Source organism: uncultured Desulfovibrio sp. (assembly GCF_944324505.1).
Lineage (GTDB): Bacteria > Desulfobacterota > Desulfovibrionia > Desulfovibrionales > Desulfovibrionaceae > Desulfovibrio.
Window position 1 is genome coordinate 286,936 of record NZ_CALUWO010000001.1, and the last position, 23,054, is coordinate 309,989.

Here is a 23,054-nt window from a genome sequence, read left to right on the forward strand (position 1 = left end):
GGCCATTTTTTCGTAAAAATCTTCTTGACCAAAACGGACAAGCCGCGTAGAAACATCTTCGTCAACGACGGAACGCCCTTGTAGCTCAGTCGGTAGAGTGCATCCTTGGTAAGGATGAGGTCACCAGTTCAATCCTGGTCAAGGGCTCCAGAAAAAAAAGAGAACGCCTATCTCCGATAGGCGTTTTTTTATGCCCGGTGATTGTCATGAATATCCCTGTTCCCGTAATGACCGTAGGCCTGCTGCTTCTTTCCAACGTCTTCATGACCTTTGCCTGGTACGGGCACCTGCGCTACAAGAGTCTGGCCCTGCCCATTGTCATTCTGTCCAGCTGGGGCATTGCCCTGTTTGAATACATGCTCCAGGTACCGGCCAATCGCATCGGGCACGGCTACTTCTCCGCCGCGGAGCTGAAAACCATCCAGGAACTCATCTCCCTGACGGTGTTCTCCGTTTTTTCCGTCTTCTATCTGCACGAATCCCTGCGCTGGAACCATCTTGTGGGCTTTGGCCTCATCGTGCTGGCCTGCTGGGTCATTTTCAAGGAGTGGTAACGTGATCAGCCTTGGCACCATCATCATCTGCACCGGTGCGGCGTTGGTGGCCGGTTTTGTCGACTCCATCGCCGGGGGTGGCGGCCTCATTACCCTGCCGGCCCTGCTGCTGACCAATGTGCCGGCCCATGTGGCCCTTGGATCCAACAAGGTCAGCGCCGCGCTGGGTACCTGCATGGCTCTGGGTACCTTTGCCCGCAGCGGACTGGTGCTCTGGCGCCTGGCCCTGGTGGGGGTGGTCTTTTGCCTGGGGGGATCGGTGGTCGGTTCCCGCCTGACCTTTCTTTTTGACAATGCCATCCTGAGCAAGATTCTTGTCTGCCTGCTGCCCCTGGGCATGCTGGCCACCCTGCTGCCCAAGAAGGACCTGACCCACAATGTGCAGGTGGAGCACGGCCTGCGTCTCTGGCTGCTCACGCCCCTGGTCTGCTTCTGCATCGGGGCCTATGACGGCTTTTATGGCCCCGGTACAGGCAGTTTCCTCATCCTTGCCCTGCACTTCATTGTGCGTGTGGGCCTGATTCAGGCCTCGGCCACGGCCAAGGTGCTCAACCTGTCCTCCAATTCCTCGGCGGCCGTGGTCTTTGTGCTGGCCGGCAAGGTCGCCTGGACGCTGGCCCTGCCCATGGCCGCAGGCTCCATCCTCGGCAACTGGCTGGGCAGCCGCACGGCCATCCGCGTGGGACCGCAGGCCGTGCGCCGCTTTCTCACCATCTCCCTGGGTCTGCTCTTCTGCACCCTGCTCTACGAATTCTTTGTGGTCCGCTAGGACGGTCCACGGCAGGGGCGTGCCCTTTCTCCCTGCCCCATGGCCAGTCAGCACAATTTATCTATTTATTTCAAATAGATAAAAATACAGACTACACATCCCCTTTGAAAGATACTTGCCGCATGGCCCGTGTCTTCCCTAAAAAAGCGCGTTGGGGGAAGGATGGGGGGCCTGGGGGGAAGGAAACAGCCCTTGCGCGCTAGCCAAGGGGGTTTCCTTCCCCCCGGAAAAACGATTTCGTCCCCCTAGTCCTCTGGTGCTGCGCTTTTCCCGCCTTCCGTCCGGTCGCCGCTGCCGGTGACCTCATGCACGGGATGCGCCATGCCCGGCTGCACCCGGTCTGCTGCCCCGCCCTCCAGAGAAAACGGCTTCCAGGGGCGAGTGCCGCCGGCCGCGTCCGCACGGTCACGCATGTCCCAGTACAGGGTAACGGCCGTGTCCGTCATGGTCATGACCATGGCCTGCCCGTTGCTCATGTCCCGGATGGCCTGCCGCACAACCGCCGCCCGCTGCGCGGGCACCTCCCGATACAGGGCCATGCGCCCAAGGCACCAGTCCGCCGCCTCATCGGGCGGCAGCTCCCAGTGCCAGCGTTCCTCGCGATAGGCAATGCGCGGACAGAAACCCAGCTGCCACAGACAGCTGAAGATGTAGGCGACCTGGGCGTCCTGCCCGCCTGCCGCGGCCGGGCGCTGGTCCTCTCCTTCCACCAGGGGACGCACCTGCTCCAGCAGATTGTTGTGCCGGCGGACACAGCCTTCCCACACGCAGTGCCGCCGTGCGCAGCGCAGCAGCTTCAGAAAACTGTCCAGATCGGCAATGGCCGGCGTCTTGCGGGCCATGACCAGATCAAAGCCCTGCCGGAAAGGCGGGGCGTCCACATCCGCCGTGGCCCAGTCCTCGCACACAAATGTGGCATTGCGGCACGAGAGGGCCGCGGCCCGCTCACGGGCGGCCTGAATCATGGCCGGCGAAATATCGCAGCCCGTTACCGAGCGTACGCGCCCGGCCAGCGCCAGCGCATAGCCGCCGGCGCCACAGCCGATGTCCAGCACCGACGCCTGCTCCTCCGGCAGCTGCCACTGTGCCAGCTGCTGCAAGAAACCGCTGCTCGCTGCCGTCGGCAGCGGACGTCGGGCATGGTTCCGGGCCTCGCGATTCCAGAGGTCCTCCTGACGGCGGGGCGATACCCCGCGCACCCAGTGTTCCTTCAGATATGACCAGTCCATATTTCCTTCCCCTTTCCGCCGCACGGGCGCTGCTGCGGCCCGCCGCCCTGCCCGTTTTCCCGGCCGGGACACAGTTGCCGCCGCAGGGCCGCAGTGCTATTCTTGTTCTGTTCCCGAAAGGAGCAATTCCGCTCCGGCGGGATAATGCAGGAGGTGCACAATGAAACGTATCATCATGCTGGCCCTGGGTCTTCTGCTGCTGTCTTCCACGGCCTTTGCCAACGATGTGCAGAAGCAGCTGCCCGGCGATCTCACGCTGGAAGAAGCGCGCACCGTCATTGATGCCGCGCTGGTCAAGGCCCGTGCGCAGGGCGTGCCCATGAACATTGCCGTGGTGGACGCCGGCGGCAACCTCAAGGCCTTTGTGCGCCAGGACGGCGCCTTCCTCGGCAGCATCGATGTTTCCACCAAGAAGGCCATCACGGCCCGCTACTTCAACATGCCCACCTCCGCGCTGGGTGCCGCCGCGCAGCCCGGCAAGGAACTGTTCGGCATTGAAGCCACCAACGACGGTCTGGTCATTTTCGGTGGCGGCGAGCTGCTCATCCGCAACAATGTCATTGTGGGCGCCATCGGCGTCAGCGGCGGCAGTGTGGCGGAAGATACCAACGTGGCCAAGGCCGGCGCCGCAGCCATCAAGTAGCGCCGCTGTCTCCCGGCAAGCCCAGCGCCCGCCTTCGGCAGAAGACGGGCGCTTTTGTGTATGGACGGGCTGTCGCCTCCCGTACAGGGCCTACCGGCGCACGGAGGAACGCACCAGCCCGGAACAGTCCCGGACTCAGGCGCGCAACGCCTGCCAGCCGGCTTCCACCTGTGCGGCAAAGGCGTCCAGAAAGTGCTGTGTGGAAAACCTGCTGGCGTGCGCATGCAGGCGCTGCGGATCAAAATCCTGCTCCCGCTGGAGGAATTCCTCTATGGCCGCCTGCAGGGCATCCTCGGTCTGTTCGGCAAAGAGCAGGCCCGTCTGCCCGGGCAGTACGGTCTCGGCCGCCCCTCCCCGTCCGTAGGCAATGACCGGCACGCCGGCGGACATGGCCTCCACCGGAACGATGCCGAAGTCCTCCTCGCCGGGAAAAAGCAGCGCGCGGCTGCGGGCCATGACCTCGCGGACCCTGTCCGTCTCCTGCCGTCCCAGAAAGCGGACCGTCGGTCCGGCCTCGGCTTGCAGCCGGCGGCGCATTTCGCCATCGCCGATGACCACCAGCGGCAGATGCATCCGCGTGCAGACGCGCACGGCCAGATCCACCCGCTTGTACGCGGTGAGCCGGCCAAAGCAGAGAAAGTGCTCCCCTCCGGGAGCGCTGCGGGGTGTGAAGGTTTCCGTATCCACCGGCGGATGGACCACCTGGGCCTCGCGGCGCCAATATTTGCGTATGCGCCGGGCCACGTGCCGCGAATTGGCCAGCACGTGATCCACGCGCTGGGCACTGAGCACATCCCATTGCCGCAGACGCGGCAGCAGCAAACGGGAAAGGGCGCGCGTCGCCGGGCCGGCATTCCGGAGGTAGACGGGCCAGTTGTCCCAGAGGTAGCGCATGGGCGAGTGACAGTAGCAGACGTGCAGGGCATCAGGCCGGGTGATGACCCCCTTGGCCGGGCCGGATTCACTGGAAATGACCAGATCGTAGCCCGTAAGATCCAGCTGTTCCAGTGCCAGCGGCATGAGCGGCAGATACTTCTGGTAGAGGCGCTGGCTGTATGGCAGGGCGTTGATGAAGGTGGTGTGCAGGGCATGACGCCGAAATTCCGGCAGCAGCGTTTCCGGACGGACCACATGCGTGAAGATGTCCGCCTGCGGATAGAGGCGGCACAGGGCTTCCAGCACCTTTTCCCCGCCCCCCATGGTGACGAGCCAGTAGTGAACAAGCGCGACGCGCACGGGTGTCAGGCCTTCGGACGGTCGCCGATGGCGGCGGTAATCTGCGCTTCGGCAGCCAGCTTGCCGTCAACATAGGCACGGGCGTCCATCTTGCACAGGCGCAGCTTCATGCGCGGATTGCTGCATTCCAGGTCCAGACGGTCGCCGGGCACCACCTGACGCCGGAACTTCACCCCGTCCAGCCCCGTGAACAGAAAGAGCTTGTCCGTCAGATCGCCCAGGCCGGATGCGGCCAGCAGGCCGCCGGTCTGCGCCAGCGCCTCCAGAATGAGCACACCGGGCATGATGGGCACACCGGGGAAATGCCCCTGAAAGAACGGCTCGTTCATGGTCACATTCTTGTAGGCGCGGATATGGGAATGGGGCACGCACTCCACCACGCGATCCACCAGCAGAAAAGGATAGCGATGGGGCAAGATGCTGAGGATGCGCTGTATGTCCATGGTAATGGGAGTCTGGCTTTCTTCGGACATTGCTGTCTCCTTTGGTCAGGAAAAAATTGCCCATGGCGGCTTCTGGCAGACGCCACGGCGGGTATGACGGGGCGAGTATACTCCCTGCCGCACAGCGAGACAAGCGCCGGCCCGCGGCCATAAAAAAGGCCCCCGACAGGCGGGGGCCATGACATGACGATAGCGGAGCAGCGCCCTACTTGGCCGCGCCCTTTTCCTTGTAAATCTTGTTCACTTCGGCCAGAACGTCGGCCGTGAGGTCCATGGACTGATCAGCGTACAGCACGCCACCGGCGGTGATGTCCACCACAAAGGTATAGCCCTTGCGCTTGGCCACTTCATAGGTGGCATTGAAGACCATGGTCACCATGTCCTGGCGCAGCTTCACTTCTTCCTGCTCCACCTTGCGCATGAAGTTGCGGGTCTTCTGGTCCAGTTCCTGCTTGGACTTGATGAAGGCCAGCTTCTTGTCATCGCCGACCTTGGGTCCCTTGAGGCTTTCGGCCTTTTTCTTCAGGGCTTCACCCTGTTTTTCCAGCTCTTCCTTTTCCTTGCCGAACTTCTTTTCCATCTGGGCCTTGGCCGCCTTGGCCGGTTCGCTCTGGGTGGCCACGGCCTGCATGTCCACCACACCGATCTTGGTGGTCAGCGGTGCAGCAGTGTCAGCGGCAAAGGCCGTACCCAGCAGAAGAAGGCTGAGAGCAAGGGACAGAAAAAGGACTTTACGCATGAGAAACTCCCCGGTGAGTAATATAAGGTCAACTATGTCTACGCAGCACGACCGGCAGGTCGCCTTTGTCCTGTGCACAGTACAGGCCCGCATCCCGCGTGATATGCGGGCTGAGAGCGGTTATCACATAGCACCTGTTTGCTCGTCCGTCAACGCATTGTGCGCCGTATGCCGCTTGGACAGCCGGTCACGATAGGCAAGGATGCCCTCGGCCAGTCCCTCGGCAATGGCATGCCGGTATTTCTCGCTGCGCAGGCGGGTGGCCTCATCGGGATTGGTACAGTAGCCCACCTCCACCAGCACGGCAGGCATGCAGGCCCCCAGCAGCACATGAAAGGGAGCGGACCGCGTGCCATTGTTGCGCACGGTATAGCCGCGCCGCTTGAGCCGGAAAATGGTCAGGCGCTGAATGTCCCCGGCCAGACGCCGTGACTCGTCCTGCCGCACATTAAGCATGACATCGGCCAGCATGTTCTGCATATTGCCCAGACGGCGGTCGCTGCGGGCATTTTCCAGGGCAGCCACGCGGGCCGCTTCGGGATTGCTGGCAAAATCCAGAAAATAGGTTTCAAAACCGCGCGCCGAGGCATTGTCATGCGCATTGACATGAATGGACACAAAGATGTCGCTTTCCCGGCGGTTGGCCAGCTGGGTACGCTGGGCCAGTCCCACACTGGTATTGTCGGTGCGGCTGTAGCTGACCTCCAGGCCATTGGCCTGCAACAGGCGCCCCAGGCGCTGGGCAATGTCCAGGGTAATGGCGCGTTCCACCACCTTGTTGTGCGACGTGCCGGGATCCTTGCCACCATGCCCGGCATCGATGAAGACGCGCCGCACCGTGAGTCCCAGCTGGCTGGCCATATTGCAGACCTGCAGGGAGCGGACCCGGCGCGCCGGCGCCTGCTGCCCGGAAGGGGCCTCGGCCACGTCGGTGCCACCCGCGTCCATGCGCGGCAGGCGGCTTTTTCCGGCAGCCACGCTGACCACGATGCGGTAGGGGTTTTCTTCCAGCGAGGTATCGAAGCGGGCCACCTCCCGGAAGGTCAGCTCGATGCGCGCACCGCGTCCGTGGGGCCGGACCTGCACATTGCTGAGCAGACTGCCATTGACCTTCACACCACGGCGCACATCCTGCACCACGTCAATATCGCTCACTTCCAGCACCAACCGGGCCGGCGTATCTTTCCCCGCCCGGATGAGGCGCGTTTCATAGCGGGCCGGACCGTTGAGTTCCAGCACCACGCGCACGCTGTTCTTGCTCACGGAATCCCAGGACAGCATCTGCAATTCCGGCCGGGAAGCCGCCTGGCGACCGGAAGATCGCCGGCTATCATGGCCGGTCTGGTCCAGCTCGGCCAGCAGTTCCCGCCCCCTGGCGGTCATGTCGCCGTGGGGATACTTCCGGCCCTGAGTGGTCAGCAGCTCCAGGGCCAGCGGCACATCGTCAAGGCGGTGCGCGGCCAGCACGGCGGCCTGATACAGGGCATCATCGGCCAGCGCGCTGCGCGGGAATTCCTGCGCCACCTGCCGATACATGGCCACGGCCTCGCGATATTCGCGCCCGAGATGGGAACAACGCGCCAGCGCCTCGCGGCAGAAGGCCGCGCGATACAGCGCACCGGCACGAATGGTGTCCGCAGGCCGGGCCGCATGCACGGCACGGAAGCGTGCCTCCAGCTTTTCCCAGGGTTCGCGCCAGCAGGCCCGCTGCTCGTCCTTCTGCAGGGCCGCCATGTCTTCCTTGGCTGCCGCATAGTCGCGCATGGGGTCTGCTGCGGCCGTCACCGCCGGACGCGGAGACGGCGCCGCAGGTTCTTCCGTCGCCGTGGCGGCAGTCCTGCCGGACTCTGCTATAGTTGTGCTGTCTTCCGCAGCTGCCGTCAGCCTGTCGCGCAGGCTGCCGGCCTTTCCCGCCATGTCGCCACGCGGATACTGCCGCAGCAGGCGATCCAGGACCGCCCGTGCGCCCTTCCTGTCCCGGAGCAGTTCCGCATGCACAAGCGCTGACCGGTACAGGGCATCATCGGCCAGTCGGCTGTCGGCATGACGCAGCGCAAGTTCCTCGTAACGCTCCACGGCCCGGCGGGCATCCCTGCCCGCAAAGGAACGCCGCGCCAGCTGCTCCAGACTCTCCGCCGAACGATACAAGGCTGCGGGACGGTTGGGCCAGTCGGTATCACTCTGGTAAATGGCCGAAAATTCCTCCGCCAGTTTTTCCCAGGGCTCCCGCTGCTGTGAACGCCGCGCATCCAGCAGCAGGCTTTCCCCCCGGCTCTTGGCATCGGCATAGCGTTTCTCCACGGGCGGCAGCGCGCTGTAGCCGGCATCGTAGCACAGCAGCACCAGCGCCATGAGGGCACACATAAAGGCCAGCGGCGGCGCCAGACGACGCAGCGGCGTCAGCGGGGCGCGGGAACGGACTCGTGCGGCGGATGCCGGGTGGGATTGACGGCTGCGGCTCATAGAATCTTCTGCTCCCTGGGAAACGGCGGATACAGGTAGGAAATAACGGGCACGGCCTGCCTGAACGTTGCGGACGGGCTGCTGCCGGGGCTGTTCCGCGACAGGGCGCCACGCATTCCAGAATATGTACTGTTTTGGAAAACATAAAGCAGAAGGGACAGCTCTGTCCAGCATGTCTCGCAGGGGAATTGGCAAGGTGGCGTGATATATAAAAAATTTTTTTATGAGGATTTTTAATCTGCTGTTATACGCATTTTTTGCTGCCATAAAATGGCAGCGACAACAGATATTTTTGCAGCACTACAGTATTTAGAAGAGATTTTGTCATTTTCTAAAGTTTTTCTAGAGAATAATTTCTTCTGCACTCCTCATACGGTGGACAGCCTGCGGTTCAGCCCACATACAAAAAGGGCGCCCCCTTGCGGAGGCGCCCTGCGACACAGCAGATCACTACAGCCTAGAAGAACTGCCCCATGCTGAATTCAAGCCGTCCCGGCTCTCGTTCACCATCGTAGTCTTCGCTGAGCGGGATACCGTAGGCAATGCGCAGGTCACCCATGGGCGAACGCCAGCGCAGTTCCAGGCCCGCAGAATAGGCGATCTTGTCATAGATATCATTGCCCTGCGTCTTCTGGTCAATATTGAAGCCCGCATCAATGAAGGGCACCAGGGCAAGGCCCATATCCTTCTGGAAGGTCCACACGTATTCCAGGTTGAGCACCCCCATGCGGTCACCACCGATGTGGTCATCGCCATAGTCCTTGTCGCGGGGGGACAGGTCCGTATAGGAGAAGCCGCGGATGGTATCCATACCGCCGATCCAGAAGCGTTCAAAGACGGGCACCCGGCTGTCGGTATTCTGGAAAACGCCGCCCACGCGCGCCCGCACATGGAAGGTGTGCTCGGGCGTGATGGACCAGAAGCCCTGCCAGTCGGCCACGGCCTTGATGAAGTTGTCCGTGCCGCCCAGGCCACCGCCGCCGTATTCCGCCCAGAGACGGGCAATGGTACCCTTGGTGGGCCGGTCGCGGGCGTCCGTGGTATCACGCAGGATGCGGGCGCTGATGGCGCTGGTCCAGTTGGTCCCCTTGTAGTCCCGGATGTAGGGCGAGGCATCTTCTTCCACGTCGGACAGATAGTAGCGTTCCAGACGGTAGCCCAGGCCCACGGAGGTATATTCGCCGATGGGATAGGACAGGCGGATAGTATCGCCTACGGTTTCCTTGGTGAAGTCATCCCAGTAGTCATAGATGTAGTACAGGTCGTTGCCGATGCTCAGGTCCGTATCGTAGACGCGGGGATTGGTGAAGGACAGGGTGCCCGACGTGCGGCGCCAGGAGAAGAAGCCCTGCAACTGCAACCAGTAGCCGCGCCCGAAGAGGTTGCGTTCCATGATGGATGCGGACACACCCACGTCATAATAGGTGGAATAGCCGATGCCGGCCATGAGTGCGCCGGTATTGGCCTCCTTGACCTTGACCTTGAGGTCCACCTCGTCTTCCTTATCCGTGGGGATGAGTTCCATGTCCACGGCAGAGAAGTAGCGCAGGCGGTTCAGGCGTTCGGTAGAGCGGCGCAACTTGGCGCCTTCGTACATATCACCGTCACCCAGGCGCATTTCGCGAAGGATGACGTTGTCGCGGGTCTTCACATTGCCTTCCACGGTCATGCGCCGAATGAAGACCTTCTGCTTCTTGTTGACCTGATAGCCCACATCAACCAGGGGTTCCTCGCCATCCACCTTGAGGATGCGGGTATCCACCTCGGCAAAGGCATAGCCCTGATCGGCATAGAAATTGGTCAGGCGCTTGCTGTCTTCCTGCATGACCGTGACGGAGAAATAGCCCTCATCGTCACGCCAGTCATCCATCTGCACCTGCTTGAGCATGTTTTCTTCGCTGTCGATGACATCGCCGCCAAACTTGACGTCGCGCACCTTGTAACGCTTGCCCTCGCTCACCAGGAAGGTGATGTAGATGCCGTCATCCCGGTATTCCACATCCGGCGCGGAAACCTGAATGTCCACAAAGCCCTTGCTCAGCCCGAAGGCGGCAATGGCATTGGTATCACGTTCCAGATACTCGTCCTTGAGCACCCCGGAACCGGTGAACCAGGAAAGAATGCCCCGCGGCTTGAGGGCCATGTATTTGTCCAGCTCGTCCAGGTCCAGTTCCTTGGCGCCGTCGATCTTCACTTCCTTGATGTAGAGCTTGTTGCCCTCCTTCACGGAAATGACCAGCACGGCGCCCTTGCCGCCCCGGCGTTCTTCCAGGCGGTAGCTGGCCTTGGCCAGATAATAGCCTTCCTTGCGGTACAGTTCGTTGATTTTCTGCAGGTCGTCGGAAATGAGCTGCTCGTTGAGCACATTGCCGCTCTTGGTACCCATGGCAGCCAGCACGTCATCGGCATCCACCTCGTCGGAACCTTCCACGATGATGTTCTCGATGCGCGGCTTTTCGCTGACGGTAAAGACGAGTACGCTGCCTTCCATGGTGGCCTGCACGTCATTGAAATAGCCCATCTCCCAGATGCGCTTCACTTCTTCGTTGATGGCATTGGCGTCGGGGCTGTCGCCCTTGCGGACGGTCAGCCGCATGAGCACCACATCAGGGTCCAGCACCTGCAGGCCGCGTACCTGCACATCGCTGATCATGCGTCCGCCCCCCTGCATGGGCACAAAGTCCGGCGTGTCATTGCCGGACAGGGGCGCCGCCGCAGGCGCTGCCGCCTGTCCCGTGGCCGGAAGCGCCGTACCGCCCTGCAGCACACCCACCGCACGGCTGGCCAGCGTGCCGGCACATTCACCCAGCGCCAGCAGGGAATCCCGTTCAAAGGTGGCCGGAACGGCCTCCCCCTGCTTCACCGGAACCAGGCGGGTATCCAGGGAAAAACCGTCCCCCAGCTGATTGAAGCTGCCGTACACCACCATGTCCGCCCCGGCCGCACGCCCCAGGCGCCGGGCTTCCGCCAGGTCGATGGAGCCTGTGCCGCCCCGGGTAAAGAGCGCTCGGGACTTGTCCATGGGAATGACCTGCAAGCCGTTCTGGGCCAGCTGATCACAGATGAGCTGCGGAACATCCTGCGCGGCATTGGGCATTTCCGGCCCGGCATGGGCCTGGAAGGGCAAAACCAGCACCGTCTGCCCGGCCGCATGGACCGGCACGACAGCCACTGTCAGCATGAAGGCCAGCACCCAGACCGGCGCCAGCAGGTTACGCAAACGTTTTTTCATACAGTATCCCCGCTCTGAGTTCCAAACTGCGGTTCATGGTGGCCGCAAGCTCGTTATTGTGCGTGACCACCACGAGAGTCATTCCCAGTTCTCTGTTCAATTCCGTCAGCAGTGCGCCCACCTGTGCCCCGGTGGCTTCATCCAGATTGCCCGTGGGTTCATCCGCCAGCAGAACCCGCGGACGCATGAGCACGGCACGCGCAATGGCCACGCGCTGCCGCTCGCCCCCGGACATGGTGGGCACCGAACTGCCGCAGCGATGCCCCAGGCCCACACGCTCCAGCATGATGCGGGCTTCCGACAGGGCTTCGCCACGGTCGCGGCCGGCCACCAGGGCAGGCATGGCTACGTTTTCCTCGGCAGTAAATTCGGGCAGGAGATGGTGAAACTGAAAGACAAAGCCCAGCGTCTTGTTGCGGAAGCGGGCCTTTTCGTCAGGTGTCATGCAGGCCATATCCCTGCCATCAAAGAGGACTTTTCCCTCTGTTGGACTATCAAGAGCGCCCATAAGATGCAAGAGGGTGGACTTGCCCGAACCGGAGGCCCCCACGATGGCCAGAGACTCCCCCTCATGGACAAGCAGATTGATATCCTTGAAAATCTCTAGATTTTCCGGGCCGCTGAAACGCTTGGCCACTCCCACAAACTGATACAATTCGGACATGATGTTTTATTCGTAGCGCAGGGCTTCGGCCGGAACAAGGCGGGATGCCTGCCGTGCCGGATAGAGCGTGGCCAGGAAGCAGAGCAGCATGGCGCTGGCCCCCACAAGGAGCACGTCGGACCAGGTGATGATGATGGGCAGGTGGTCCAGCGTGTAGACATTTTCGGGCAGCTTGATGAAGCGGTATTCGCGCAGTGCCCAGCCCAGCGAAAGGCCCATGGCATAGCCCAGCAGGGTGCCCACGGCGCCGATGATGGTGCCCTGCAGCATGAAGATGTTGCGGATCATGCGGCGCGTGGCGCCCATGGACATCATGATGGCAATGTCCCGTGTCTTTTCCATGACAAGCATGACCAGGGAGGTGACAATGGAAAAGGAACCGATAAGCACCACCATGGCCAGCAGGATGAACATGCCCACCTTTTCCAGCTTGAGAGCCGCAAAGAGATTGGCATTCATCTCCATCCAGTGGCGCACGTAGAAGGGGGGGCCGATCTGTTCCGCCAGGTCGGCGGCAATGGCATCGGCCCGGAAAAGATCATCCACCGTGATTTCCATGCCCGTCAGAAAGCCGTCCGGCAGGCCCAGTACCGCGCGCGCCTCGTCCAGGTCAATGAAGGCCAGGGAGGAATCGTATTCGAACATGCCGGTCTTGAAGGTGCCCACCACCTTGAAGGGCTTGATGTTGGGCTGGTAGCCGGCACTGCCCTTCTTGCCCGATGGCGTGAGCAGATTGAGGCGGCTGCCCATGAGCACATTGATGCGCTTGGCCAGCTCCTCGCCGATGATGATGCCGGGCAGGTCATCCTCGCCGGAGGGCCGCAGGGCCTGCACGCTGCCCTTGCGCAGCTTGCCCAGCATGGTGACCACCTCCGGGGCCGTATCGGGATCAATCCCGCGCAGCACCACGCCCTTGACGCCGCCATTGGCCGACACCATGCACTCGGTGTAGATGAAGGGCGTGGCTCCGGTCACATGGGGCACGGCAAGGGCCTGCTGGCGCAGATCCGGCGTATTCTGAAAGGCCGACGGCTGATAGGACATGATGATGCCGTGGGCATTGGCCCCCAGAATCTTGTCGCGCATATCAGTGGTCAGACCGTTGTAGACCCCCAGCACCACCACCAGCGCCCCCACTCCCAGGGCCACGCCCAGAATGGACATGACGGAGATGACGGAAATGAAGGTCTGCTTGCGGCGCGAAAAGAGGTAACGGCGCGCCACGAAAAGGGCAAAGGAGGATGCCATCGTCGCCTAGTACTCCGGCCGCAGCAGCGGAAAGAGAATGACCTCGCGGATGGAGGCACAGTCCGTAAGCAGCATGACCAGGCGGTCGATGCCCACGCCCTGCCCCGCCGCAGGCGGCATGCCGTATTCCAGGGCACGCAGATAATCTTCGTCCATGCAGTGGGCCTCGTCGTCCCCGGCTTCCTTTTCGCGCACCTGCGCCTCGAAGCGGCTGCGCTGATCCATGGGGTCATTGAGTTCCGAAAAGGCATTGGCCATTTCCCGACCGGTCATGAACAGCTCGAAGCGGTCGGTAATGTCCGGGTTCTGGTCATTGCGGCGCGACAGGGGCGAAATGGCCGTGGGGTAGTGATAGATGAAATGGGGCTGGATGAGCTTTTCCTCCACGTCAAGGTCAAAGAGCTTGGCCTGCATCTTGCCCAGCTCCTCGCCCTCGGCCACCTTTTCGCCGTGCTCCTTGAGGTAGGCCTTGACCTTGCCGTAATCGGTATAGAATGCGGGGCTGTGACCACCCACCTGTTCCAGCGACTCGTGGAAGGTCATGCGCTTCCAGTGGCCGGGAGTCAGGTCGATTTCCTGGCCCTGATAGGTGATGATGGTGCTGCCGCAGACCTTCTGGGCCAGGCGGGAAAACAGCTCTTCGGTCAGATCCATGAGATCGTGGAAGGTGGCATAGGCCCAGTAGAATTCGCACATGGTGAATTCGGGATTGTGGCGGGTATCAATGCCTTCATTGCGGAAGTTGCGGCTCAGTTCAAAAACCTTTTCAAAACCGCCCACCAGCAGCCGCTTGAGGTACAGTTCCGGCGCGATGCGCATGTAGAGCTGCAAGTCCAGGGCATTGTGATGGGTAATGAAGGGCCGCGCCGTGGCACCGCCGGGCAGGGGCTGCATCATGGGCGTTTCCACTTCCATGAAGCCCTTTTCCTGCAGGAAATTGCGGAACTCGCTGACAATGAGGCTGCGCTTGCGGAAAATGTCCCGCGCGCGCTCATTGACGGTCAGGTCCACATAGCGCTGGCGATAGCGCGTTTCCATGTCCTTGAGGCCGTGATACTTTTCCGGCAGGGGCCGCATGGAGCGCGTGATGAGCTTGAGCTGACGACAGGAGATGGTCAGCTCGCCGGTCTTGGTGCGGAACAGATGCCCGGACACCCCCACAATGTCGCCCACATCCAGCTTGCGCACCACCAGAAAGACCTCTTCCGGCAGCTCCTGACGGCTGGCATAGCACTGGATGCGCCCCGTCTGATCCTGGAGATGAAAGAAGACCACCTTGCCGAAACTGCGCAGCGAAACAATGCGGCCGGCCAGGGCAAAGACATCCCCGCTTCTGTCCAGAGCCTCCCCTTCCAGGGAGCCGAAGCGGTCCAGCACTTCAATGACGGCGTGTTCCTTGCGGAAATCATTGGGAAAAAGCGGCACGCCGGCGTCCAGCAGGTCACAGGCTTTGACCACGCGGTTTTTCACCACCTCGTTCAGGTCGTCACGGCTGGCGAGACCTTCAAGCATGGGCATGAAATAGGCCGCATGGGCAGACTTGGTGTTCAGCTTGACCTTCGGCTTGCGAAGGCTCTTTTCCCTCTCTTCCACAGCACATCTCCTCAACAGGCGGGCAGAACTCGCGTCAGAATAAATGAAGCAGCAGCCTAGTCCAAGGCCAGGCATCCGTCAAGGCGTGCGTCCGGCCGGCCGGAACGGGGCTGTCCCCTGCCAACGGCGTCTTCTGCGGCCCGGCAGGCCGTGTGTACGCTTGTCTTTATCGAGTCTATACGCCATAGTGTCCCTGTTTCCATCATTTATCAGAGGATCACATGAAAAAACTGACCATTTCCTTTCTGGGCCGGGACTGCCCCGGCGCCGTATCGACCGTCAGCCAGATTCTCGGCCAGAGCGGCTGCAACATCGTGGAAGTGACGCAGACCATTCTCTGCGGAGAATTTGCCGCCATCTTCATTGTGCTGGCCCCGGAAGACCTCGAGCAGGAGGACCTGCGCCAGCGCATGCTCGCCGGCCTGAAGGACGCCGGCCTGGACCTTTCCGTCCTGGTGCGTCCGGCCGTGGAAGGCCAATGGGGCACGGGCATTGCCTGCCAGCCCTTTGTGGTCTCGGCCGACGGCCCGGACCATCCCGGACAGATCGCGGCCATGAGCCGCATCTTTGCCCAGCACAGCATCAATATCGAAAGCCTCAAGGCCATTCTGGGCGAGGGGGGCAGCCAGCATGCCCTCTTTGTCTTTGAGGTCATGGTGCCGGAGGATGTGGACCTGGGCCGCCTGCGCCGCGAACTGGTGGTGGAGGGCCGCAATCACGACCTGCGTGTCAGCGTGCAGCACCGCGATATTTTCGAGGCCGTGCACCGCGTGGCGCCCTTCTAGAGCACGCGCATGCGGCATGCTGTTCCGCTGCTGCCGGGCCTGCTTCTGGGGCTGTTTCTGGGCCTGTTGCTGCCCGGCCCGGGGCGGGCCGTCCCGGCGGGCACCGCAGTCCCGGACGCGGCCCCTGGCGCCCCGAAGCAGCTTTCGGCGCTGGATGTGACGCCACCGGCGGGCTGGCAGACGGAGCCGGCCGGCGATCTGCCCCGGAACTGCCGGCGCTACGGCCGGACGGACGGACAGTTTCGCCTCACGGTCTGCCCTGCCGCGGCCCCTGACAGCCGCCGCCTTCCCGACGGCTGGCGCCGCATGGACCAGGCGCAGGTACACAGCAGCGCACAGGCCCTTGTGCTGCTCGCGCCCGGCAGACATGGCACGGAAGCGGCCCTGTTCACCCTGACGGCGGACAGTGCTCTGGGCACGCTGCGCCGGCAGGAGGCAGCCCCCATGCTGGCGGCCCTGGCCGGCCGCTTTGCCATCCCCGAAGCGCTGCTGGCGGCGCCGGCGGCCCCGTCCCGCTATCTGGGCAGCTTTTCTCCCGAGGGGCGGACCAAGGCCGAGGAACTGGGCTGCACCGCCTATTTTCGCACCGTGACCGTGGGAGACCGTCGGGAAAAACTGCTCGTGACCATTCTGCCCCGCAGCGAAGCCTGGCTGGATGCAGCAAGCCTGCATGCCGTCATGACGACCCTCTGGGGAGACCTCTTCCGGGAGGGGCAGCACTGGAAAGCCGATGCGGACCATCATCTGGCCCTGGCCGCTGACGGCCGGGCGCTCTGCCTGCTCATCTGCGTCAGCGGCAGCCCGCCCGGCGCCGCAGCGGGGATGCATCAGGCCATGCGGGACCTTTCCCCCTTTGTGTGGTAGCGCCAGCCCGCACGGCTCCACACAGACAACAGAAACCAGCGGCGTCCTTATGACGCCCCGTGGGAGATACCATGCTTTCCGAACGCGAAGTCACCAGTACCCTGAACATGCTCCGCAACGAACACCTGGATGTGCGCACCGTCACGCTGGGCGTGAGTCTTTTTGACTGCGTGAGCCATGACCTGGGCCTGTTCACCGACAATGTACGCGCCAAACTGCGCCGCTACGCCGCCCAGCTGGTGAGCGTCTGCGACGAGGTGGGCGACAAGTACGGCATTCCGGTGGTCAACAAGCGCATCAGTGTCAGCCCCATTGCCGTGGTGGGCGCCCCCTTCGGCCCGGACGGCATGGTGCGCATCTGCCGTGCCCTGGACGAGGCGGCCAAGGACGCCGGCGTGGACTTTCTGGGCGGCTTTTCCGCCCTGGTGGAAAAGGGCTTTGCCCGGGGCGACCGCGCCCTCATCGAAGCCCTGCCCGAAGCCCTGGCCTGCACGGACCGCATCTGCTCCTCCATCAACGTGGCCTCGTCCCGCAGCGGCATCAACATGGACGCCGTGGCCCTCATGGGACAGCAGATTCTGAAGGTGGCGGAAGCCACCCGCGACCGCGGCGGCATCGGCTGCGCCAAGCTGGTGGTCTTTGCCAACATTCCGCAGGATGTGCCCTTCATGGCCGGGGCCTATCTGGGCGTGGGCGAACCCGACGTGGTCATCAATGTGGGTGTCTCCGGCCCCGGCGTGGTCAAGAAGGCCATTGACCGCGCCCTGGAACACGGCCGCAACGAACGCGGCCAGCCCATGACCCTGCTGGATGTGGCCGAAGTCATCAAGCGCACGGCCTACAAGGTGACCCGCGTGGGCGAAATGATCGGTACCGAGGTGGCCCATCGCCTCAACCTGCCCTTTGGCGTGGCGGACCTTTCCCTGGCGCCCACGCCGGCCGTGGGCGACAGCGTGGGGGAAATCTTCCAGTCCGTGGGACTTTCCAGCATCGGCGCCCCCGGCACCACGGCGGTGCTGGCCATGCTCAATGATGCGGTGAAAAAGGGCGGCGCCTTTGCCTCCTCCTCCGTGGGCGGCCTGTCCGGCGCCTTCATCCCCGTTTCCGAAGACTCCAGCATCGAGGCTGCGGCCACCTCCGGCCTGCTCAGCCTTGAAAAGCTGGAAGCCATGACCAGCGTCTGCTCCGTGGGGCTGGACATGATCGCCATCCCCGGCGATACGCCCGCAGCCAGCATCTCGGGCATCATTGCCGATGAAATGGCCATCGGCATGATCAATCACAAGACCACGGCCGTGCGCGTCATCCCCGTGCCCGGCAAGGGTGTGGGCGAGGAAGTCTCCTTCGGCGGTCTGCTGGGCAAGGCAGCCATCATTCCCGTACCGCGCGGCGATGCCACGGCCTTCATCGGCCTTGGCGGCCGCATTCCGGCGCCCATCCACAGCCTGAAGAACTGATCCCCTGCGGGGAACAGGCCGCCCCGGCGTTCCCTGTTCCCCGCGGCTTTCCCCTCCGGCAGGTCCTTTGCCGCAAGCCCTCTTCCCGTACCGAACATCGCCGGGCAGTAGGCCGGCGTCTGCTCCGGGGCGGCATCCCTGTGCCGGGTCAGCATGGCATGCGGTTTGCAGGGGTAAAGACAAGACATTCCGTCTGGTCTGCGAAGAAACAGGCCGAACGCCGCACAACGGCCCGCCCGTTTCCCGCTGCCAGCTTCTTCCACTCCCGCCGGCACGCCGTGCCGCGCTGCAAAAGCCCCTGCGAGGCCTTTCTGGAGGAAAACCATGGTCCGCTCCATTGACAACAGTGTTGCCTCTCTGACCCAGATGATGAACGTTGCCGGCAAGCATGACAGAATTGTTGCCAATCAGGACGGCACGTTCAAGACCGTGGGCAGGTTCGGCAGCCTTTTTACCAGCAAGGCCACCTGCCGGGCCTCGGCCGAAGCCTTTCTTGGCTCCATCCGCGCCACCTATGGCGATACCATTGCCGACTCCCTGTCGCCCCAGCTGCGCACCGTGAGAGAGCATGGCCGATCGCTCAAGGCACGCAATGCCCGTGATATTCTGCAACAGGCGGCCACCCTCTCCCAGGAGATGAGCCGGGCCAATGCCGACCTGGCGCGACACTTTCTGCTGGGTAGCCCTGTCCAGGGGGACACCCGCACTCTGGACCATGCCCTGGACCAGTTCTGCACGGCCAACCATCTTCAGCCCTCGCCGGCCCTGCGGCAAAGTTTCGAGCGGGCCATCACCCAGCTGGCCGCCGGCTCGCAGAAGCTCCTGACCTATACGGACCTGGCCCAGACCGTGAGCATGCAGACCCTGCAATCCCACCCGGCGGACTATCTGCGCTGTGGCATTGACCCGCAGATCAATCGCGACAGCGCACTGGATGCCTGCGCCGCCAAGCTGGGCATTGCGGGCGACATCAAGAATCAGCTGGGACAGCTTATGGACAGGATGCTGGAGGAAGAAAGCGCCAGCGGACGACAGATCACCCCTGCCGCCCTCTTCCAGGAGCTTTCCTCTGCGGACCCGCTCCCCCTGCAATGCTTTGCCGCTGCCTATGACAAGGCTGCGTTACAGGACGCCACGCTCAGAGATGCCATGAGCGTTGTTCCGCACGAGCATGCGGTGGACATGGCCATGCTGGCCTCCCAGCTGCAAGTAAAGGGCAATCTCGGCCTTTTGATGACAGCCATGCAGCGCCTGCCGGAAATGCGCAACCAGCAGCCCCAGGGGCCTCTCAGCCGTGAAACCCTGTGGCAGGGCTGCTTTCATGAAGCCATGCCGCAGAATCTGGCCGATGCCGATCAGCCCGACTTCAACTGGGCCATGAGCAACAAGCTCCAGGATATGTTCATGGCACGCTCGGCTGATCCCGCCAAGGCCTTCAACGGCATGCTGCTGCTCTGTGCCGGCGTATCGCTGGAAACGGCCCTGGCCAGCGTGGGCAATCCCATGCCGCTGACCTTCCGGGACTTTGCCATTCCGCCACGGCTCACGGAGCTGACGCGGCTGGGCGATATGCAGCAAGTGGAAAATATGCTTGCCATTGACCTTTGCCGACGCGGCACCCAGTATGCTGTGCCCGGCTATTCGCCCACCATCAGCTTTGGCGGCTACGGCGTTCCCGCGGACGCCGTGGGGACGGTGTACATTCAGGCCACAGGCAACATGACGCCTGAAGACCGCCAGAACTTCGATGCGGGCAAGCCTTCCTCCATGTCAGCCAATCTGGCTACCCGGGCACGGCAGCTCTGCGGCGGCAATGATGTCCAGGCCCGCCAGGTCATCCTCAACATGGGGCAGGCGGGAGCCTTCCTCATGCGCTCCGTCAGCCAGATAACCGGCGTCCTCCAGGACGAGCATTCGCCGCTGGATATCGACGTTCGCCGCGAAGTCAACGGCAATGTGACCATGCGCTATCACACGCCGCTCCAGTCCCGCATGGATGCGGACTTTACCTATACCATCACCCCGGACGGACAGGGCGTGCTCACGGCCTGCCGCATACAGGCCCGCCAGCCGCAGAACGCCTGATACCATCCTTCATAAAGGAGCCTGACCACCATGAATCCCGCCTTTACCAGCCTGCTGGCCGCCCTGGCCAGGGAACTGAACCTGCCCGGCATCAGTACGCGCGACGATGACTCCTGCCTTCTGGTGCTTGACGACTTTGAAGTCAGCCTGCGCTGTCTTGGGGAACAGATCATGATCTTTACCGTGGTGGCTCCCCTGCCCGCCCGTAAACGGGACGCCCTGTATGCCCGGCTGCTGGATGCCAATACCTTCTTTCACCGGACCCAGGGCTTTACCCTGGCAGCGCGTGAGGATACGGGCGTGACCCTGCAGGGAGTGCTGCCGCTCTCCACGCTTCATGACGCCAATATAGGGGTCTGGGTGGGCAATTTCGTCAGCGTGGCCGCCCACTGGCAGGAAGTCTGCCTGGCCTGCGACGGGGCGGAAGACCCGTCGGCCCCTGCGGCTGATGCCCTTGATCCGGCCATGCTGACCGGCATGATGCGCGTCTAGAGCCTGCCCGCAGGCAGTACCGCCGGGGGAAGCTGGCAGGCCGTTCGCGCGGCAGAGCCGCTGCGGGCTGCCGCTGTCGTGCCCCTGTTGCATGCCCCCTGTCGCGGCCCCGGCGCGGCCTGTGCGGGCTGGCGGCATGCTGCCGTGCCCATGCTGCCCCGATTCGGGAGCATCGCCCCATGACGGCGTCCTGCTGCGGCAGCCATGCGCGCTCTGGCACGGGGAGGTCCCACACTGGCCCCGTGCCGCCGCCGGACCCTGCCCCGCATGTATAAAGAAGGGGCACCTGTCATGTGCCCTAGCGGCAGCACATCCTGATACGGTGAAACCACAATGCCCTTTTTTCCTCTTGCGCCACAGGCCCTGACCTGTCTTTCCCGGCGGGACAAACGGCTGGCCCGTGTCATAGCCCGCCTTGGCCCGCTGCAACGGGAAGTGATGCCCGACTTCTTTGCCGCCCTGGTGCACAGCATTGTGGGGCAGCAGGTTTCCACCGCCGTGCAGCGCACCCTCTGGCAGCGGGTGGAGCGCCTGCTGGGGCAGGTGACACCGGCCGGCGTGCTGGCCCTGCCCCACGGCAGCCTGCGGGCACTGGGACTTTCCAGCCGCAAGGAAGACTTCATCCGCCAGGCGGCACAGGCCATTGTCCAGGGCAGTCTGGACGTGGACGCTCTGCGCCGCATGGACGACAGCCAGGTCTGTCACACCCTCTGCCGCCTGCACGGTGTGGGCGTCTGGACTGCGGAAATGCTCATGCTCTTTTCCCTGCAACGGCAGAATATCTTCAGCTACGACGACCTCGGCATACGGCGCGGCCTGCGCATGCTCTATCGCCACCGGGAGGTGGACAGAACACGCTTTGAACGCTACCGACGCCGCTTTTCTCCCTACGGCAGCACAGCCTCCCTCTATCTCTGGGCCGTGGCCGGCGGTGCCCTGCCCGAACTGTCCGATCCCGCAGCCGGGCGCTGAAAAAAAAAGCGGTTCCGCTGCCTCCGGGAGACAGCAGAACCGCCGGCAGGGCGTGTCGTGCAAGCCGCTCAATAGGCGCCGTAGCCGGTCAGCACCACCAGCGGCGTCTTGCCCAGAATCCAGAGATCCATCCACACGGACCAGTTGGTCACATAATAATTATCCATGGAGACCCGCTCCTCATAGGTGGTATTGTTGCGACCGGAAACCTGCCACAGGCCGGTGATGCCAGGACGCACACGGCAGTAGTTTTCGTAGACAAGGCCGTACTTTTCCTTCTCGCTGTCCACAATGGGGCGCGGTCCCACCAGGCTCATTTCGCCGCGCAGCACATTGAGCAGCTGCGGCAGCTCGTCCAGGCTGGTCTTGCGCAGAAAGCGTCCCATGCGGGTGATCCGGGGATCATGGCGCAGCTTCTGGTCCCTTTCCCATTCTGCGCGCAGTTCCGGCTGCGTTTCCAGATAGTCGTGCAGCACCGCATCCGCATTGCTGACCATGGTGCGGAACTTGTAGATGAAGATGGTCCGGCCGCCCTTGCCCAGACGACGCTGCCGGTACAGGGCCGGACCGGGACTGTCCAGACGTATGGCCAGACCCAGCAGCAGGCCGGGCAAGAGCAGCAGCGCCGCCAGCGGCACGCAGATGCTCATGTCCACCAGCCGCTTGAGCCGCTGCCGCCAGCGGCTGCGCAGATTCTGGCGCAGCAGCAGGCCGGTGTGCAGGCCCAGATCACAGGGCGTGAGCCAGAAATGCTGAAACTGGCCGCCAAAGTGCGGCACCACCAGCGTCTTGCTGAAAAATCGGTTGATGTGTGCCAGATATTCGATACTGGTTCTGTCGTTGGATTGCAGAAACAGGGCAATGGCATTGGGGGTGCGGCGCGCCCTGTCGGACAGCACCGCCACCAGCGCATTCCGTTCACGGGGCAGGGACAGGATATGCCGCGGCGACAAGCCGTACTGGGGATTGCGGCGCAGGTAATGCCAGAAATCCTTGCCGCGCCGGCTCTGGTCCAGAATGATGAGCGGGGCGCCCCACCAGCGGGCACGACAGAGCAGACGCCGGCAGGCATAGCGCCAGCAGGGCAGCGCCAGCAGGGAAAGCAGCCAGGCGCCCAGAATGGCAAGGCGCGAATAGCTGCCGCTGCTCTTGCTCATGAACAGATAGAGCAGCAGCAGGCCGAAGACCAGGCTGCTGGTCAGGCACAGCGAGCGCAGCTCGCGATGCGGCGGCAGGGGCAGCGTCTGGTACAGGCCGAACAGAAAGCCCAGCAGCGGCGTGAGGCAAAGAATAATGGGCAGCATCCAGATATACATGTCCATATTCACGTTGCCGAACAGGGCACGCAGACACAGGGCCAGCGTGGAAACAAGCACCAGGGTCAGCGTATCGCCCATGCAGAGCAGAAGCTGCTGCGGCGGCAGACCGATGCTGCGCAGAAAAAACGTGAGGGGGGATTCATGATACATGGCACATTTCTTCCATTTGGGGCCACAGAACGTAGCCTTTTCCGCCCAGCATGGCAAGGGACAAGGGCAAGGGCTTGCGCCTTCCGGCGGCATCTGCTACTGATGTTCGATACTGCT

19 protein-coding genes and 1 tRNA gene are annotated in these 23,054 nt (G+C 62.9%); 10 read left to right on the forward strand and 10 right to left on the reverse strand.

The window, feature by feature from the left end:
• Positions 1-74: 74 nt before the first annotated feature.
• The 3 genes from Q0J57_RS01410 (at position 75) to Q0J57_RS01420 (ending at position 1,323) form a co-directional block, all read left to right on the forward strand.
• Positions 75-150: transfer RNA gene (locus Q0J57_RS01410), tRNA-Thr, on the forward strand.
• 56 nt (positions 151-206) lie between these two features.
• Positions 207-554, forward strand: a complete 348-nt coding sequence (locus tag Q0J57_RS01415) for a DMT family protein (protein ID WP_297216115.1) — start codon at positions 207-209, stop codon at positions 552-554.
• A 1-nt stretch (position 555) separates the two neighbouring features.
• A complete protein-coding gene (locus Q0J57_RS01420) occupies positions 556-1,323 on the forward strand; it encodes a TSUP family transporter (protein WP_297216117.1) in 768 nt (255 codons plus the stop codon).
• 245 nt (positions 1,324-1,568) lie between these two features.
• Here the strand turns inward: Q0J57_RS01420 and Q0J57_RS01425 are convergent, their stop codons facing one another.
• Positions 1,569-2,552 carry a class I SAM-dependent methyltransferase gene (locus tag Q0J57_RS01425; RefSeq protein WP_297216121.1) on the reverse strand — a complete coding sequence of 328 codons (984 nt, stop codon included), beginning with the start codon at positions 2,550-2,552 and terminating at the stop codon, positions 1,569-1,571.
• Positions 2,553-2,712: 160 nt separating this feature from the next.
• On the opposite strand from Q0J57_RS01425, the gene Q0J57_RS01430 reads away from it, so the two are divergent.
• Positions 2,713-3,195 carry a heme-binding protein gene (locus Q0J57_RS01430; protein ID WP_297216124.1) on the forward strand — a complete coding sequence of 161 codons (483 nt, stop codon included), beginning with the start codon at positions 2,713-2,715 and terminating at the stop codon, positions 3,193-3,195.
• A 135-nt stretch (positions 3,196-3,330) separates the two neighbouring features.
• On the opposite strand, the gene Q0J57_RS01435 is transcribed toward Q0J57_RS01430, so the two are convergent.
• The 8 genes from Q0J57_RS01435 to lysS form a co-directional block, all read right to left on the reverse strand.
• Positions 3,331-4,431 carry a glycosyltransferase gene (locus tag Q0J57_RS01435; RefSeq protein WP_297216126.1) on the reverse strand — a complete coding sequence of 367 codons (1,101 nt, stop codon included), beginning with the start codon at positions 4,429-4,431 and terminating at the stop codon, positions 3,331-3,333.
• Between the two features lie 5 nt (positions 4,432-4,436).
• Positions 4,437-4,904 carry a 3-hydroxyacyl-ACP dehydratase FabZ gene (gene fabZ / locus Q0J57_RS01440; protein ID WP_297216130.1) on the reverse strand — a complete coding sequence of 156 codons (468 nt, stop codon included), beginning with the start codon at positions 4,902-4,904 and terminating at the stop codon, positions 4,437-4,439.
• Between the two features lie 175 nt (positions 4,905-5,079).
• Entirely contained in the window at positions 5,080-5,613 is a 534-nt protein-coding gene (locus Q0J57_RS01445) for an OmpH family outer membrane protein (RefSeq protein ID WP_297216133.1), read from the reverse strand.
• A gap of 123 nt (positions 5,614-5,736) precedes the next feature.
• Complete coding sequence (locus tag Q0J57_RS01450) at positions 5,737-8,076, reverse strand: N-acetylmuramoyl-L-alanine amidase (protein WP_297216136.1); 2,340 nt, start codon at positions 8,074-8,076, stop codon at positions 5,737-5,739.
• 457 nt (positions 8,077-8,533) lie between these two features.
• A complete protein-coding gene (gene bamA, locus Q0J57_RS01455) occupies positions 8,534-11,308 on the reverse strand; it encodes an outer membrane protein assembly factor BamA (RefSeq protein ID WP_297216139.1) in 2,775 nt (924 codons plus the stop codon).
• A complete protein-coding gene (locus Q0J57_RS01460; protein WP_297216141.1) occupies positions 11,289-11,972 on the reverse strand; it encodes an ABC transporter ATP-binding protein in 684 nt (227 codons plus the stop codon). Before Q0J57_RS01460 ends, bamA begins: the two co-directional genes overlap by 20 nt.
• Positions 11,973-11,978: 6 nt before the next feature.
• Complete coding sequence (locus tag Q0J57_RS01465) at positions 11,979-13,220, reverse strand: lipoprotein-releasing ABC transporter permease subunit (protein WP_297216144.1); 1,242 nt, start codon at positions 13,218-13,220, stop codon at positions 11,979-11,981.
• 6 nt (positions 13,221-13,226) lie between these two features.
• Positions 13,227-14,732, reverse strand: a complete 1,506-nt coding sequence (lysS, locus tag Q0J57_RS01470) for a lysine--tRNA ligase (RefSeq protein ID WP_297216789.1) — start codon at positions 14,730-14,732, stop codon at positions 13,227-13,229.
• Between the two features lie 302 nt (positions 14,733-15,034).
• Here lysS and Q0J57_RS01475 point away from each other — a divergent pair, with 302 nt between their 5' ends.
• The 6 genes from Q0J57_RS01475 (at position 15,035) to Q0J57_RS01500 (ending at position 21,468) form a co-directional block, all read left to right on the forward strand.
• Positions 15,035-15,598: an ACT domain-containing protein gene (locus tag Q0J57_RS01475; protein ID WP_297216147.1), complete on the forward strand. Its 564-nt coding sequence runs from the start codon at positions 15,035-15,037 to the stop codon at positions 15,596-15,598.
• 9 nt (positions 15,599-15,607) lie between these two features.
• Positions 15,608-16,462, forward strand: a complete 855-nt coding sequence (locus Q0J57_RS01480; protein WP_297216150.1) for a hypothetical protein — start codon at positions 15,608-15,610, stop codon at positions 16,460-16,462.
• Between the two features lie 71 nt (positions 16,463-16,533).
• Positions 16,534-17,919: a PFL family protein gene (locus tag Q0J57_RS01485; RefSeq protein WP_297216153.1), complete on the forward strand. Its 1,386-nt coding sequence runs from the start codon at positions 16,534-16,536 to the stop codon at positions 17,917-17,919.
• Between the two features lie 324 nt (positions 17,920-18,243).
• Complete coding sequence (locus Q0J57_RS01490) at positions 18,244-20,004, forward strand: hypothetical protein (RefSeq protein ID WP_297216156.1); 1,761 nt, start codon at positions 18,244-18,246, stop codon at positions 20,002-20,004.
• A gap of 30 nt (positions 20,005-20,034) precedes the next feature.
• Positions 20,035-20,496, forward strand: a complete 462-nt coding sequence (locus Q0J57_RS01495) for a type III secretion system chaperone (RefSeq protein ID WP_297216157.1) — start codon at positions 20,035-20,037, stop codon at positions 20,494-20,496.
• Between the two features lie 333 nt (positions 20,497-20,829).
• Positions 20,830-21,468 carry a DNA-3-methyladenine glycosylase 2 family protein gene (locus Q0J57_RS01500; protein ID WP_297216160.1) on the forward strand — a complete coding sequence of 213 codons (639 nt, stop codon included), beginning with the start codon at positions 20,830-20,832 and terminating at the stop codon, positions 21,466-21,468.
• Between the two features lie 68 nt (positions 21,469-21,536).
• On the opposite strand, the gene wbaP is transcribed toward Q0J57_RS01500, so the two are convergent.
• Positions 21,537-22,937 carry an undecaprenyl-phosphate galactose phosphotransferase WbaP gene (gene wbaP / locus Q0J57_RS01505; RefSeq protein WP_297216163.1) on the reverse strand — a complete coding sequence of 467 codons (1,401 nt, stop codon included), beginning with the start codon at positions 22,935-22,937 and terminating at the stop codon, positions 21,537-21,539.
• Between the last annotated feature and the right edge of the window lie 117 nt (positions 22,938-23,054).